The following is an 18251-nucleotide window of genomic DNA, read 5'->3' on the forward strand; positions in this document are numbered from 1 at the left end:
ATGAGAAATAATGATAATACCCGCATATTAGCTAACCCTTCTGTCAGCTATGGTGAGCCTTTACATATATCTGAAGAGCAGCCGGCAACAATACCTGAAGTTTTATACAGAACGGCTGCGGAGCTTGGGGATACAAAGGGAATCATTTATTTGCAGCCGGATGGAACTGAAGTGTACCAATCATATGGACGATTGTGGAATGATGCACTGCGTATCGTGAAGGGGCTCCGCCAATCAGGCTTGAAAGCAAAACAAAACGTGATTTTGCAGCTTGGCGACAATTCACAGCTTCTCCCTGCGTTCTGGGGGTGTGTTTTAGCAGGCATTGTTCCGGCTCCGTTAGCCGTTCCGCCAACGTACGCTGAATCGAGCAGCGGGACTCAAAAGCTGAAAGACGCATGGACGCTTCTTGACAAGCCGACGGTAATTACTGATCAGGACATGCACCAGGAAATGCTCGATTGGGCAAGAGAGCAAGGCCTTGAAGGATTCCGTGCAATTGCTGTAGAGGATCTGCTCAGTGCTGAAGCAGAGACGGATTGGCATCAATCCAGTCCTGAAGACTTAGCGCTTTTATTGCTGACTTCAGGCAGTACGGGAACACCCAAAGCGGTTATGCTGAATCATCGAAACATTATGAGCATGGTGAAAGGGATTATTCAAATGCAAGGCTTCACCAGAGAAGATATCACATTTAACTGGATGCCGTTTGATCATGTCGGAGGCATCGGGATGCTGCATTTGCGGGATGTCTATCTTGGGTGCCAAGAAATTAACGTCTCAAGTGAAACGATCTTAATGGAGCCGCTGAAATGGCTGGATTGGATTGATCATTACCGTGCTTCTGTTACGTGGGCGCCGAATTTTGCATTCGGTCTTGTCACTGACTTTGCAGAAGAAATGAAAGATCGGAAATGGGATCTGTCCTCAATGCGTTACATGCTCAATGGCGGCGAAGCAATGGTAGCCAAGGTAGGGCGCAGAATGCTTGAGCTTTTAGAACCTCATGGATTGCCTGCTGATGCCATCCGACCTGCATGGGGAATGTCCGAAACTTCATCCGGCGTTATTTTCTCTCATGAGTTTACCCGGGCTGCAACTAGTGATAACGATCATTTTGTTGAAATAGGTTCCCCGATTCCTGGATTCTCTATGAGGATTGTGAATGACCAAAATGAAGTGGTTGAGGAAGGGGAGATTGGCCGTTTTCAAGTCTCAGGACTTTCCGTTACAAGCGGTTATTACCGGCGCCCAGATTTAAATGAGAGTGTGTTTACAGAAGATGGATGGTTTGAAACCGGAGATCTTGGCTTTTTGCGAAACGGGCGCTTAACCATTACGGGGCGCACGAAAGATGCCATTATCATTAACGGGATTAATTACTACAGTCATGCGATTGAGTCTGCTGTTGAAGAATTACCGGAAATCGAAACTTCTTATACAGCTGCCTGCGGAGTCCGCGTGGGTCAGAATTCAACGGATCAGCTGGCAATCTTCTTTGTTACTTCCGCAAAAATGAATGATGAGCAGATGTCTCAGCTTCTTAGAAAGATACAATCCCATGTCTCACAGGCGATCGGAGTTACTCCAGAATATTTGCTGCCGGTACAAAAAGAAGAGATTCCGAAAACGGCTATCGGGAAGATCCAGCGCACCCAGCTGAAAACTTCATTTGAAAATGGGGAGTTCGACTTCTTGCTTCATAAATCCAACCGGATGAACGATGCGGTCCAGGATGGGGAGATGCAGCAAGCAGATCATGCGAAAAGAATAAGGGAAGAGATACAGGAGCATCTGCTCAGCTGTTTGACTGAGGAGCTGCACGTTTCCCGTGATTGGGTAGAGCCAAATGCAACTATCCAGAGTCTTGGAGTGAATTCTATCAAGATGATGAAGCTCACTCGGTCGATCGAGAAAAAATACCGCATCAAACTCACAGCCAGAGAGATACATAAATATCCTACGATTGAACGCTTGGCTCGCTATCTATCTGAACATGAAGACATCAGCAGCTTGTCTGCTGACAGAGAGGACACTGGCACATCCAAAATGGAACAGGAAAGGATTCAGGCATCTTTTCAGCCCCTTTCTGAGGTTCAAAAAGGATTATGGACATTGCAGAAAATGTCACCTGAAAAAAGTGCATATCACGTACCTCTCTGTTTTCGATTTTCGTCAGGGCTTCACCTTAAAACATTACAAAAGGCTTTCGGCCTTGTATTGAAGCAGCATCCGATCTTAAAGCACGTCATCCAAGAGAAAGACGGAGTGCCATTTCTTAAAAATGAGCCAGCGCTTTCACTTGAAATCCAGACAGAAGACATCTCAGGTATGAAAAAGTCTGATATTCCTGCTTTTCTTAGAAAGAAAGTAAAGGAACCGTATGTAAAGGAAAACAGCCCGTTAGTGCGTGTTATGAGTTTTTCCAGATCTGATCAAGAGCATTTTTTGCTTATTGTCATTCACCATATGATTTTTGACGGGGTTTCGTCCGTCACATTTATACGCAGTCTGTTTGACAGCTATAAGCTTCTTTTAGAAGGGCAGCAGCCGGAAATATCAGTTTCTCCTGCCATTTATCATGATTTCGCGGCATGGGAGCAGAACATGCTTGCCGGAAAAGACGGTACGAAGCATCGTTCATACTGGCAGAAACAGCTATCGGGAACTTTGCCGAATCTTCAGCTGCCTAAGGTCAGTACAAGTTCAGCCGATTCTGAGTTTGAAGAGGATACATACACCCGGCAGCTGTCCAGTGGCTTCATGAATCGAGTCAGGGCGTTTGCGAAAGAGCAATCTGTGAATGTTTCGACGGTATTCTTGAGCTGCTATATGATGCTGCTGGGCCGTTATACCGGCCAAAAGGAACAGATTGTCGGCGTGCCGGCGATGGTGAGACCGGAAGATAGATTTGATGCTTCCATTGGACATTTTCTCAATATGCTCCCGATTCGGAGTGAGCTGAACCCGGCAAACACTTTTTCTGAATTTATTTCAAAATTGCAATTCACCATGTTGGATGGACTTGATCATGCAGCTTATCCTTTTCCGAAAATGGTGAGGGATTTGAATGTTCCTCGCAGCCAAACGGGTTCACCAGTATTTCAAACCGCTTTTTTCTATCAGAATTTTCTTCAATCTGGAAGCTATCAAAGCTTGTTGAACCGTTATGCTGACTTCTTTTCTGTCGATTTCGTTGAGCGTATTCATCAGGAGGGTGAATACGAATTAGTATTTGAACTGTGGGAAACAGAAGAAAAAATGGAGCTGAATATCAAATACAATACCGGGCTGTTTGATGCGGCTTCTATATCCGCGATGTTCGATCATTTTGTTTATGTAACAGAACAGGCGATGTTGAATCCTTCTCAGCCGTTAAAAGAGTATTCTTTGTTACCTGAAGCAGAGGAGCAGATGATTCTCAAAGCATGGAACGCCACTGACAAAACGTATCCATATACTTGTTTTCATGAATTATTTGAGCAGCAGGCGAAAAAGACGCCTGATAGAGCGGCTGTCAGCTATGAAGATGAAACATTGACGTATCGGGAGCTCGATGAAAGAAGTACACAGCTGGCCATTTATTTGCAGGCGCATGGAGTGGGGCCTGACCGTCTGGCGGGAATCTATGTGGATCGATCGCTGGACATGCTGGTGGGATTATTGGCGATTCTCAAGGCTGGCGGAGCATATGTGCCGTTAGACCCGTCCTATCCGGCTGAGCGACTGGAATACATGCTGGAAGACAGTGAAGTTTCCATTACGCTGACGACATCAGAATTAGTAAATACTTTACGCTGGAACGGTGTCAAGACTGCTCTGTTAGATAAAGATTGGGATGACATCGCTCAAACTGCCTCTGATCGAAAAGGGCTTACACGCACTGTCACGCCGGAAAACTTGGCATATGTCATTTATACATCCGGCAGCACAGGGAAGCCAAAAGGTGTCATGATACCTCATAAAGCTTTGACAAATTTTCTCGTTTCAATGGGAGAAACGCCGGGTCTTTCGCCAGAGGATAAAATGCTCGCTGTCACAACCTACTGTTTTGATATCGCTGCTCTGGAGTTATATCTGCCTTTGATAAAGGGGGCACACTGCCATATTTGTCAAACGGAACATACAAAAGACGTTGAAAAACTGAAACGAGACATCCAAACGATCAAACCGACAGTGATGCAGGCAACCCCTGCTACATGGAAGATGCTCTTTTATGCAGGCTGGGAAAATGAAGAGAGAGTGAAAATTCTATGCGGAGGCGAAGCTTTGCCTGAGACGTTAAAACGATATTTCTTACATACGGGCAGCGAAGCCTGGAATATGTTCGGGCCAACAGAAACAACCATCTGGTCAGCGGTTCAGCGCATTAACGAAGAATGCTCACATGCCACAATAGGAAAGCCAATAGCCAATACACAAATGTACATTACGGATTCTCAGCTTGTTCCAGTCCCGGCTGGTGTCCCGGGTGAGCTTTGCATTGCAGGGGACGGCGTGGCGAAGGGCTATTACAAAAAGCAAGAATTAACGAATTCGAGATTCATTGACAGCCCTTTTGAGTCTGGAACGAAGCTTTATCGAACGGGAGACATGGCGCGCTGGCTTCCGGGAGGACGAATTGAATATATAGGCCGTATCGATAATCAAGTGAAAATACGCGGATTCCGTATTGAGCTTGGCGATATTGAAAGCAGGCTCAGTGAGCATTTCGGCATTCAGGACTGCGTCGTTGTCGCAACTGAGGAGAATGGAATGGATAAGCTTGCTGCCTATTATACAACTAAAGATGCAAATGCATCTCTTGCGGCGAGGGAGCTGCGTCATTATGTGAAAGACGTTTTGCCTGCCTATATGGTGCCTTCTTATTTTATTCAGCTTGACCATATGCCGTTGACACCGAACGGAAAGATAGACAGAAACAGTCTTAAGCATAACGAATTAACTGCAAAGCAGCCAAAGCAAAGGGAGATCTCTCCTTTGAACATTCAGGAAGCTGTTTTCGCCATTTGGCAGGATGTATTGAAAATGAGTGACATTGAATGGGAAGACGGATTTTTTGATGTTGGCGGGGATTCGCTTCTCGCGGTTACTGTGGCTGATCGCATCAAACATGAGCTATCCTGTGAGTTTTCTGTCACAGACCTGTTTGAGTACTCAACGATCAAAAATATCAGCCAATACATCACTGAACAGCGAATGGGAGATACAAGCGCCTCTATGCCGACAGAACCGGCTGCTCATATAGATCAGTTCACCCAGATGAACGATCTCCCGGATTATTATGAGGATAGTGTAGCGATTATTGGTATATCGTGTGAATTTCCAGGGGCGAAAAATCATGATGAGTTTTGGGAGAACCTCAGAGACGGCAAGGAAAGCATTACGTTTTTCAGTAAGGAAGAGCTTCAGCGCTTTGGTATTTCAGGGGAGATCGCGGAGAATGCGGGATACGTCCCGGCTAAATCTTCAATTGATGGAAAAGACAGATTTGACCCAAGCTTCTTTCAAATCTCTCCTAAAGACGCTGAATTTATGGACCCGCAGCTTCGGATGCTGCTGACTCATTCATGGAAAGCAATAGAAGATGCCGGTTATGCTGCGAAACAGATTCCGCAAACCAGTGTTTTTATGTCGGCAAGCAATAATTCTTACCGCGCGCTGCTGCCGTCAGATACAACAGAGAGTCTGGAAACGCCTGACGGCTATGTCTCGTGGGTGCTTGCGCAGAGCGGGACGATTCCGACAATGATTTCTCATAAGCTCGGGCTGAAAGGGCCAAGCTATTTCGTCCACGCCAACTGCTCATCGTCTCTGATTGGATTGCATTCTGCCTATAAAAGCCTGCAGTCGGGGGAATCTGCTTATGCTTTAGTAGGCGGTGCAACACTGCATACCGAGTCAAATATCGGATATATGCATCAGCCGGGACTGAACTTTTCGAGCGACGGACATATTAAAGCTTTTGACGCTTCAGCTGACGGAATGATAGGCGGTGAGGGTGTTGCCGTTGTATTGCTGAAAAAAGCAGCGGATGCTGTAAAGGACGGGGATCATATCTATGCTTTGCTGAGAGGCATAGGTGTAAATAACGACGGCGCTGACAAAGTCGGTTTTTATGCTCCGAGTGTCAAAGGGCAGGCTGACGTGGTGCAAAAGGTCATGAATCAAACGAAGATTCAGCCTGAATCCATCTGCTATGTGGAAGCGCACGGAACCGGAACGAAGCTGGGAGATCCAATCGAGCTGGCAGCTTTAACAAACGTTTACAGGCAATACACAAATAAAACGCAATTTTGCGGCATTGGGTCGGTGAAAACTAATATCGGACATTTAGATACGGCCGCCGGTCTGGCTGGCTGCATTAAGGTCGTGATGAGTCTTTACCATCAGGAGCTTGCACCGAGCCTCAATTATAAGGTGCCGAATCCAAATACAGACTTATCCAGCTCTCCTTTTTACGTCGTCGATCAAAAGAAAACGTTAAGCCGTGATATCAAAACGCACAGGGCTGCACTAAGCTCGTTCGGGCTTGGCGGGACAAACACTCATGCGATTTTCGAACAATACAAAAGAGATTCTGACAAAAGAAAGATAGACGGGAACTGCATCATACCGATCTCGGCAAAAAATAAAGAGAGGCTGCAAGAGTATGTGCAGGATATTCTGGCCTATTTGGAAAGAAAAGGACTTGAGGACGGACAGCTAGCTGATTTTGCGTATACCCTACAGGTCGGGCGGGAAGAGATGGAGCATCGCGTTGCCTTTACTGCCGATCATGTGAACGAGTTAAAACAAAAGCTCACAGATTTTATCAATGGAAAAACAGCGATTGAAGGCTGTTTTCAAGGAAGTAAGCACAATGACAGGGAGATTTTATGGCTGACGGAGGACGAGGACAGCGCGGAACTGATCCGTAAGTGGATGGCCAAAGGAAAAGTAAACAAGCTTGCGGAGATTTGGAGCAAGGGAGCGCATATGGATTGGATGCAGCTTTACAAAGGTGAGCGCCCATACAGAATGAGTCTGCCGACATATCCATTTGCAAAAGAAAGATACTGGCCATCGCAGGATGACCGCAAGCCGTCGGGTCAGATATCCGGAAATCAGACAGAGATCGGTTCCATCCATCCGCTGCTCCATCAGAATACATCTGATTTTTCTGAACAAAAATTCAGTTCTGTTTTTACTGGTGAAGAATTCTTTCTGAGAGACCATGTGGTAAGAGGAAAACCGGTGCTCCCTGGTGTTGCGTACCTTGAAATGGCGCACGCGGCTATCAAGCAGGCGACGGGAAGCAATAATGGCCAGGGGGTCAGAATCAGATTGAATCATACAGTCTGGGTTCAGCCTGTTGTGGTTGACGAACATTCGGCTCAAGTGGATATCGGTCTCTTTCCTGAAGAAGATGGGAAAATCACTTTTGAGATTTACAGTACACAGGAAGACGGGGCCGACCCGGTTATTCATAGTCAAGGCAGCGCGGAGCTGGTATCTGCCGCCGAAACGCCGGTCACTGATCTCGCTGAAATTTCACGCCGCTGCGGCAAAGGAAAGATGTCACCTGGTCAATTTTACGAAGAAGGCAGAAGCAGAGGGATGTTCCATGGTCCGGCCTTCCAAGGAATTAAGAATGTTGATATAGGAAACAGAGAGGTTCTGGCGCAGCTGAAGCTCCCAGAAATCGTTTCTGGAACGAAGGAACAGTTTGTACTGCACCCAAGTATCATGGACTCCGCCTTGCAGACGGCAACAATATGCATCATGCAGGAATTGACGGATCAAAAGCTGATTTTGCCATTTGCGCTTGAAGAGCTTGAGGTGATCAAAGGATGTTCCTCTGCTATGTGGGCATATGCTCGCTTAAGTGACAGTGATCTCTCCGGGGGGATTGTTCAGAAAGCGGATATCGATGTCATTGATGAGAGTGGAAACGTATGTGTCAGGATTAAAGGATTCTCAACGAGAGTATTGGAAGGAGAGGTCCATTCATCCAAGCCTTCATCACGGCATGAACGCTTAATGCTTGAGCCGGTATGGAGAGAACAGAATGGCAGATTTGAGGACGAAGATCTTTCATTCGCAGAGCATATCGTTGTTCTCTTTGAAACTGAACGAAGCGTCACCGACAGCATTGCATCAAACATGAAGGATGCCCGTGTCATTACACTGAATGAAGCTGAAGGACATATTGCTGAACGTTATCAATGTTACATGCAGAACATTTTTGAACTCATGCAAAGCAAGATCCGTGAGCATTCTGCCGGCCGTATCATTATTCAAGCTATCGTTCCGCTGAAAAAAGAGAAACAATTGTTTGCCGGTGTTTCCGGTTTGTTTAAAACAGCTGAATTAGAATTCAGCAAACTTACAGCTCAGGTTATCGAGATTGAGAAGCCTGAAGAGATGAATGATCTTCATCTCAAGTTGAAAGATGATAGCCGGAGGCCTGCTGATAAACAGATTCGATATGAGGCTGGAAACCGTTTTGTGAAAGGTTGGCGGGAAATGGCGCTTCCTTCCGCTAATGAGCTTCATATGCCGTGGAGAGACGAAGGCATTTATCTGATTACAGGCGGAGCCGGAAGCTTAGGCCTTCTGTTTGCAAAGGAAATTGCCAATCGAACTGTTCGATCCACCATTGTGCTGACGGGACGCTCTGTTTTAAGTGGGCGTAAGGAAAATGAACTGAAGGCTCTTCGAAGCATGGGGGCGGAGGTTGTCTATCGAGAAGCTGATGTAAGTGATCAGAGGGCGGTTCGGCGTCTCATGGAGGAAATCAAAGAAAAGTATGGCACTCTCAACGGAATTATCCATGGTGCAGGCAGCATTAAAGATCACTTCATCGTTCATAAAACGAAGGAAGAGTTTCAAGAAGTGTTACAGCCAAAAGTGAGCGGGTTGTTACATGTAGACGAATGCAGCAAGGATTTTCCATTGGACTTTTTCATTTTATTCTCATCTGTTTCAGGATGTTTAGGAAACGCTGGACAAGCCGATTATGCTGCGGCCAATACGTTTATGGATGCATTTGCTGCATACCGCAGTTTTCTTGCTGCATCTAAGAAGCGATTCGGTTCAACCATTTCCTTCAACTGGCCGTTATGGGAAGAAGGCGGTATGCAAGTCGGCGCTGAAGATGAAAAGAGAATGCTGAAAACCATGGGAATGGTCCCGATGCCGACAGATAGCGCCTTGAAAGCATTTTATCAAGGGATAGCATCCGATAAGCCGCAAGTTTTTGTGATGGAAGGTCAGCTTCAGAAAATGAAGCAAAAACTGCTTTCTGCAGAAACGACATCCAAACGGAAGGGGCAGAAAAACGCAGATCAGGCTCACGGTCAAACTCAAAAATTAGAAGCGTCTTTAATTCAAATGGTTGGAGCGATTTTAAAAGTAAACACTGACGATATCGATGTCAATACAGAGCTGAGTGAGTACGGATTCGATTCGGTAACATTTACTGTCTTTACAAACAAGATCAACGAAGCGTACCAATTGGAATTAACGCCGACCATTTTCTTTGAATATGGAAGCATCCAAAGCTTGGCTGAATATGTAATTGCGGCGTATCCGGGAGAATTGAATCAAGATGCTGCTGTTAATGACACAGATGCAACGTCAAGCTCATTACACAGTTTAAACAGCCTGAGGGCATCATTAGGCGACATGGTCAGTGCGATTTTAAAAGTAGATAGTGAAGATATTGATGTCAATACAGAGCTAAGTGAATACGGATTTGATTCGGTTACATTTACAGTCTTTACAAACAAGATCAACGAGGCATATCAATTGGAGCTTGCGCCGACCATTTTCTTTGAATATGGAAGCATCCAAAGCCTGGGTGAATATTTGATAGATGAACATGAGGCGACTTTTGTTCAGGAGGTCGAAAAATCAGAGGGGCAAGAAGAGTTACAGACAATATCCTCTACTGTGCCGAAGATCACAACACGAAGCAAGCACCGCTTCAAACAGCCTGTTATTGCAAAAGAAGAAAGAAGCAAAAAGCAGACTGCCGATTTTGAGCCGATTGCGATTGTCGGCATCAGCGGCCGATTCCCTGGTGCTAAGGATATAGATGAATTTTGGAGAAACCTTGAGGAAGGCAAAGACAGCATTACAGAGGTTCCAAAAGATCGATGGGATTGGCGGGAGCATTATGGAAACCCTGACACTGATGTCAATAAAACCGACATCAAATGGGGCGGGTTTATTGATGGTGTCGAAGAGTTTGATCCGTTGTTTTTTGGTATTTCGCCGAGAGAAGCCAATTATGTAGATCCTCAGCAGCGTCTCTTAATGACGTTTGTATGGAAGGCGCTGGAAGATGCGGGTTGCTCGCCGCAAAGCCTTTCGGGTACAGGGACGGGGATCTTTGTCGGCACAGGAAACACGGGTTATAAAGATCTATTCCATAGAGCGAATCTTCCGATTGAAGGCCATGCGGCTACAGGTCATATGATCCCTTCGGTTGGCCCGAATAGAATGAGTTATTTTTTAAATATCCACGGTCCGAGCGAACCAATCGAAACAGCTTGTTCCAGCTCTCTTGTAGCCATCCACCGTGCTGTAACCGCTATGCAAAGCGGCAATTGTGAGATGGCGATTGCAGGAGGTGTGAACACGATCCTGACCGAAGAGGCGCACATTAGCTACAGCAAGGCGGGGATGCTCAGCAAAGACGGCAGGTGTAAAACCTTCTCCGCCAATGCGAATGGTTATGTCAGAGGCGAAGGTGTCGGAATGGTCATGCTGAAAAAGCTGGCAGATGCCGAGCGTGACGGGAATCATATATACGGCGTTATTCGGGGGACGGCGGAAAATCACGGCGGAAGAGCCAATACCCTGACATCACCTAATCCGAAAGCCCAAGCTGATCTGTTGGTGCGTGCATATCGCCAAGCAGGCATAGACCCAAGCACGGTCACATATATTGAAGCCCATGGAACGGGGACTGAATTGGGGGATCCGATTGAAATAAACGGGCTGAAAGCCGCGTTTAAGGAACTATCCAATAAGAGAGGCGGCAGCCAGGCGGACATTCCAGAGAACCGTTGCGGCATCGGCTCAGTTAAAAGCAATATCGGTCATTTAGAGCTTGCCGCAGGTATTTCTGGCCTGATCAAAGTGCTGCTGCAAATGAAGCATAAAACGTTAGTGAAAAGCCTGCATTGCGAGACGCTTAATCCTTATCTTCAGCTGGCTGACAGTCCGTTTTACATCGTTCAGGAAAAACAGGAATGGAAGGCTGTCACAGATCGTGACGGAAACAAGCTTCCGCGCCGTGCCGGAATCAGTTCGTTTGGGATTGGCGGAGTAAACGCACATATTGTGATTGAAGAATATATTCCAAAAGTGAATTCAGAACAAACGGCACCAGAACAGCCAAGCATAATTGTGCTGTCGGCTAAAAATAAAAATAGGCTAATAGATCGTGCTTCACAATTGCTGGAGGCGATTCGCAAGAAAAGATATACAGATCAGGATTTGCATCGTATCGCTTACACCCTGCAAGTTGGGCGCGAAGAGATGGATGAACGTCTGGCGTGTATTGCGGGGACAATGCAGGAACTTGAAGAAAAACTGCAAGCGTTTGTTGACGGTAAGGAAGAAACTGGTGAATTCTTCCGGGGGCAGTCTAATCGCAATAAAGAAACCCAGGCCATTTTTACAGCAGATGAGGATATGGCAATGGCACTTGATGCTTGGATCAGAAAAAGAAAATACGCCAAACTTGCGGATTTATGGGTCAAAGGCGTAGTGATCCAGTGGAATACATTATATGGCGAAACCAAACCGCGCCTGATCAGTCTTCCTTCATATCCATTTGCGAAGGATCACTATTGGCTACCGGCAAAGGAACATTCAGAACTTGTTGATACTAGTGAAAAGCGCACCGCATGTTTTTTGACAAAAGAATGGAGTTTGAGTCCGATTGGTTCAAAAGTGCCGGGGACACGAACGGTTGCCATCCTGAGCAATCAAGAGACAGCAGATTTGGCAGCTGAAGTGTCTAAGTATTTTCCGAATCACCTTTTATTAGATGTGAGCCGGACTGACTGTTATCAGTCAGACACCGATTGGAAAGAGTTTGACGGTCTAGTGGATGTCATCGGCTGCGGTGAACATGATGAAGACAGGCTGGATTGGATTGAATGGATGCAAAGGCTTATTGAATTCGGGCATAAAGAGGGACTCAGGCTGCTTTGTGTGACGAAGGGGCTCGAATCGTTTCAAAACACATCCGTCCGGATGGCTGGAGCCTCACGAGCTGGTTTGTATCGGATGCTTCAAAGTGAGTACAGTCACCTTACATCAAGGCATATGGATGCAGAGGGGGGCATTGATCATCATCGTCTCGCCAAGCAGATCGCTGATGAGTTCTATTCGGATTCTCACGATACGGAGGTTTGCTACAGAGACGGTTTGCGGTATCAGGCTTTTCTAAAAGCGCGTTCTGAAACAGGTAAGGGAGTCGAACAAAGCATGACCTTCCCTAAAGAGCATGTGCTTTTCATTACAGGCGGGACACGAGGCATCGGACTATTATGCGCCCGGCATTTTGTGGAGCGCTATGGAGTGAAAAAGCTGGTGCTGACTGGACGAGAGCAGCTTCCTCCGCGAGAGGAGTGGGCTCGCTTTGAGACATCAAACACATCCGCGGCACAGAAAATCCAGGCAGTGCGGGAGCTGGAAGCGCAGGGTGTGCAAGTGCAAATGCTGTCGCTTACTTTATCTGATGATGCTCATGTTGAGCAAACGCTACAGGATATCAGGCAAACATTAGGGCCGATTGGCGGTGTCATTCATTGTGCGGGTCTGACCGATATGGATACGCTGGCATTCATCCGAAAAACTGCCGATGATATTCAGCGGGTGCTGGAGCCTAAAGTGGCTGGGCTGACAACGCTATATCGCCACGTGTGTAACGAGCCATTACAGTTTTTTGTATTATTTTCTTCTGTTTCAGCCATTATCCCTGAGCTTTCGGCGGGACAAGCTGATTATGCTATGGCAAATAGCTATATGGATTATTTTGCGGAAGCACATCAGAAAAATGCGCCGATCATCAGTGTTCAGTGGCCGAATTGGAAAGAAACCGGTATGGGTGAAGTGACAAATCATGTATATCGGGAAAGCGGCTTGTTGAGCATTACAAATTCAGAGGGCTTACGTTTTCTAGATCAAATCTTATCGAAAACACTCGATCCGGTTGTTCTCCCTGCGGTGGCGAATCAAACAAATTGGGAGCCGGAGCTGCTGATGAAGCGGAGGAAACGTCATGAGCAGGAAGCAACTTTGCAGAGCCCGCTGGCCACAGACATCAAAGAGATTGATGACATTTCCAAAAGTGATGGGCTATTATCCGAAACACAGTCCTGGCTTGTTGAACTGTTTACCGAAGAGCTGAGAATTAATCGTGAAGACTTCGAAATTGACGGATTATTTCAAGATTATGGGGTGGATTCGATCATTTTGGCGCAGGTGCTCCAACGTATAAACCGCAAATTAGAAGCAGCGCTCGATCCATCTATTCTATATGAATACCCGACAATTCAAAGGTTCGCAGATTGGCTGATCAGCTCTTATTCCGAAACGCTGTCCGCTTTATTCGGAGACAAGATCTCGAAAACAGTAGCACCTATGGAGAGCAAAATGGAGGCAGGTGTTACTGGCCCTGCGAAAGATCGTGCTCCTGCCACCCAGATACAAGCGCCGGCGACTATTTCGCCGGGCTCCCATGCAGAAGATATTGCTGTTGTCGGGCTGTCTTGCCGCTTTCCGGGAGCAGATAAGCTGGAAACCTATTGGTCATTATTATCTGAGGGACGTTCGTCAATCGGTCCGGTTCCGGCAGAGCGCTGGGGCTGCAAGACGCCATATTATGCCGGCGTGATTGATGATGTCAGCCATTTTGATCCTGATTTCTTTCTGCTTCATGAAGAAGATGTAAGGGCAATGGATCCGCAAGCATTACTCGTATTGGAAGAGTGTTTGAAACTCTTGTATCACGCCGGATATACACCTGAGGAAATAAAGGGGAAGCCTGTCGGCGTTTATATTGGGGGCAGAAGCCAGCACAAACCTGATGAAGAGAGTCTTCATCATGCTAAGAATCCGATCGTGACAGTCGGCCAAAATTATTTAGCGGCTAATATTTCACAATTTTTCGATGTGCGCGGCCCGAGTGTTGTAGTTGATACAGCATGTTCGTCAGCTTTGGTCGGCATGAATATGGCCATTCAGGCGCTGCGTAGCAGTGATATTCAATCTGCCATAGTCGGCGGTGTCAGCTTGCTAAGCTCAGATGCTTCTCACAGGCTGTTTGACCGGCGCGGCATTTTAAGTAAACATTCATCCTTCCATGTGTTTGATGAACGTGCTGACGGAGTTGTGTTAGGTGAAGGCGTTGGAATGGTCATGTTAAAAACAGTAAAACAGGCGCTGGAAGACGGAGATACCATATATGCTGTCGTGAAAGCGGCCTCGGTCAATAATGACGGAAGAACGGCAGGACCGGCAACACCTAATCTGGAGGCGCAAAAGGAAGTCATGAAAGATGCGCTTGCCAAAAGCGGAAAAAAACCAGAGGACATCAGCTATCTTGAAGCAAACGGGTCAGGTTCAGTGGTAACCGATCTGCTTGAACTGAAAGCGATCCAATCGGTGTACCGTTCCGGTCACTCATCGCCTCTTTCTCTCGGCTCAATCAAGCCAAACATTGGGCATCCGCTATGTGCAGAAGGGATCGCCAGCTTTATTAAGGTTGTGCTGATGCTGAAAGAGCGAAGTTTTGTCCCATTTTTATCAGGTGAAAAAGAGATGGCGCATTTCGATCAACAGAAAGCGAATATCACGTTCACCCGAACGCTAGAAAAATGGACAGATTCGCGGCCTGCGGCGGCCATTAACTGCTTTGCCGATGGGGGGACGAATGCTCATGTCATCGTAGAGGCGTGGGAAAAAGATGAAAAACGCGCGATCAAGCGCAATCCAATATCGCCTCCTCAATTAAAGAAACGGGCGTTTTCGCCTGGCAAGTCAAAGCCGGAAGCGGAGACCTTAAAAATGGATGCGGCAAACATATGGGATACTTATGAGGTGGAGGTCTAACGTGAAAAATATAACGAAACAACTCACATTATCGTTAAAAAATCCGTTTATATATCACCATGTGGTTTACGGACAAAATGTCCTTCCGGGATTGGCCTATATCGATATGATCTACCAGATATTCAGAGAACATGGCTACTCTTGCTCAGAGCTTCAGCTGCGAAATTTATCCATCTATCAGCCGCTGACGGTGGGACAGGATGCGATGATTGTTCTCAATATCCAATGTACGGAGAAAAAAGAAGGAAAGTGGCAAATCACAGCCAAAGGCCTTGAAAAAAGTGGCGGGAAAGAAGCTTCAGAAGAAAAGCTCTATATGAAGGCTGACATGCACGCTCATTCCCCGGTTGTATTTGAAGAAACACTGGAGCTCGGTCAGATGAAAGCATCTGCGAGGAACGTTGTTCAGCTTGATGATGTATATGAACAATGCAGACGTCAGGAATTGGTGCACAGTGAATATATGAAAGTGAAAGGCTGCATCTATGAAGAGGAAGACGGCGTCCTTCTTGATCTTTCTCTCGGCTCAGAAGCCATGCGTCACGCAGAAGGCTTTATGTTTCATCCAACTCTCATAGATGGGAGCGGGGTGGGGGCCAACAATTTGCTCACATCTTTGCTTAAAGGAGAACAGAGGCTGTATTTGCCTCTGTTCTATGAATCCTTTTCCGCTTCAGCACTTTTGCAGACACATTGTATGACGAGAATTAAGCGCTCCTCCGTCCGTCAGGAAAAAGAGCTGATTTATGTAACACTTGAATTTTTCAATGCTTCCGGAGAAAAAGTGGCTGAACTGAAGAACTTCACAAGCAAACTAGTGCGTGAAGCAGAGCTGATTAGCGGAAAGCATCAGGATGTACAGGAGAAACAAGAGACGAGTAAGGACATAGCGGAGCATACTCATGCTGCTGATACCGTATCTTCAACCGGCAGTATGGGAGCCTATGGCGGGGCTGAACAGTTCGTCAGCCAATTAATCGCAGACAAAATCAATAAGTCGATTGAACAAATTGAAAAACAGGTCGGCTATTATCAAATGGGACTGAATTCATCAGGATTGCTTGAAGTGGTAGAAACCATCAGTGACAAGATCGGTGAGAGCCTTTCGCCGACTCTCCTGTTTGAGCATACCACCATTGCAGAGTTGTCAGCATTTCTTGTCGGGGAATATGCCGAGCATTTTAGTGCCGCTGGTTCCGTTGTTCAAAATGAAAGAGAACACGTCTCTGATCGCATAACCGACGATAAGACTGCTGAAAGCGTACGTACTGAATCTTCTAATGTTATACCTTCTGAGGCGGCAGGCGACATTGCAATAATTGGTATGGCGGGCAGGTATCCGAAGGCGAACAATATTCATGAATTTTGGAACAATCTGAAAGAGGGGAAGGATTGCATTAGCGAGATTCCTGAGTCGCGCTGGGATTGGCGGCGCTTTGAAGGAATCACATCTCCTTCAGGCAAGGATATTTCCAAATGGGGCGGATTTATTGATGACCCAGACTGCTTCGATCCTCAATTTTTCAGAATCACGCCGAGAGAAGCAGAGACAATGGACCCTCAGGAGCGGCTGTTTTTAGAAACCTGCTGGGAAACCATTGAGGATGCTGGCTACACACCAAAGACGTTGGCTAAGCCTAAAGGACGAAATAAAAGGCATCATGTAGGAGTTTTTGCGGGCGTCATGCACAAGGATTATACACTAGTCGGCGCTGAAGAAGCATCAGCGGAAAATGTGTTTCCTCTCTCGCTCAACTATGCGCAAATCGCCAACCGTGTATCTTACTTTTGTAATTTCCACGGTCCGAGTATGGCGGTTGATACGGTATGCTCCTCGTCTCTGACTGCTGTACATCTGGCATTGGAAAGCATTCGCCACGGTGAGTGTGATGTCGCGTTAGCAGGCGGAGTGAATCTGTCCCTGCATCCTAATAAATATATGACATACGGGGTCTGGGATATGTTTTCCACTGACGGGCACTGCCGTACATTTGGCAAGGATGGGGACGGTTATGTGCCGGCCGAAGGAATTGGTGCGGTTTTATTAAAGCCTTTGCGCCAGGCGGAGGAAGACGGAGATCGCATTTATGCCGTGATTAAAGGAAGTGCTGTGAATCATGTGGGCACTGTAAGCGGCATTTCAGTGCCGAGTCCGGTTTCTCAAGCTGATCTGATTGAGAAATGCTTGGAGAAAACGGGAATTGACCCGCGGACGATCAGTTATGTGGAAGCACATGGAACCGGTACGTCCTTAGGAGATCCGATCGAAATACAAGGGTTGGTGAAAGCATTCCGCCAATATACACAGGATCGGCAATTCTGTTCAATCGGTTCTGTTAAATCGAACATCGGTCATGCTGAATCCGCAGCGGGTATCAGCGGTTTAAGCAAAGTTGCCCTTCAGCTTCACTATCAGACTCTCGTGCCTTCTTTGCATTCGGAAGAACTGAATCCGTACGTGGATTTTGAAAAGTCACCATTTTATGTACAGCATGAAGCAGAAACGTGGAAGCAGCCTGTTATTAAGGAAAATGGGAAAGACCTTCCTTATCCGCGCCGTGCAGGTATCAGTTCCTTCGGGGCGACCGGTTCAAACGCACATATTATTGTAGAGGAATATATTCCTCAAACAGCGGAGCAGGACGTTACTTTGCCGTCAGATTCTGAAATGCCGGCTGTTATCCCGCTTTCTGCCCGTAATCAAGAACGTCTTCATGTATATGCAAAACGTCTCTTGGATTTTCTTCATGATGGGATTCAGATTAGAGATTTGGCTTATACATTGCAGGTAGGTCGTGAACCGATGGAAGAGCGGGTTGCTTTTGTAGCAGATGGAATTCAAGAATTGACCGGTCAATTGAAGACTTTTATAGAAGGGCACGAAACCGTTCAGCATTGCTGGATGGGCCGAGTGTCAAGAGGAAGCGATTTATCGCTTTCTGCCGAAACCGTACATAAATCGCTGGAACAAAGAAATTTCGATCTGATTGCAGAGCAGTGGGTCAACGGAGCTTCGATTGACTGGAAACTTCTTTACGATGGAAAGAAACCAAAGCGGATCAGCTTGCCGACATATCCTTTTGAGAAGGTGCGTTATTGGGTGCCGAAAGCGGAGGCAGCGGCTGATCGATCCA

Annotated in this window: 2 protein-coding genes (1 of these 2 only partly in view); both read left to right on the top strand. The window is 46.6% G+C overall.

The genetic code is table 11. From position 1 onward, the window contains the following. Complete coding sequence (locus tag LWH95_RS05245; protein WP_232919095.1) at positions 1-15117, top strand: non-ribosomal peptide synthetase; 15117 nt, start codon at positions 1-3, stop codon at positions 15115-15117. Further along, positions 15101-18251 carry the beginning of a type I polyketide synthase gene (locus LWH95_RS05250; protein ID WP_232919096.1) on the top strand. 10547 nt of this gene lie beyond the right edge of the window, so only the first 3151 of its 13698 coding nucleotides appear in the window; the start codon lies at positions 15101-15103; its stop codon lies off the right edge, out of view. The genes LWH95_RS05245 and LWH95_RS05250 overlap by 17 nt, the downstream gene beginning before the upstream one ends.

It is taken from the genome of Bacillus sp. G16, from assembly GCF_021282335.1.
Classification (GTDB): domain Bacteria; phylum Bacillota; class Bacilli; order Bacillales; family Bacillaceae; genus Bacillus; species Bacillus inaquosorum.

Bases quoted from the DNA above. Each gene is read 5' to 3' on its own strand.
- LWH95_RS05245 (WP_232919095.1), top strand. From the start codon at position 1: ATGAGAAATAATGATAATACCCGCATATTAGCTAACCCTTCTGTCAGC.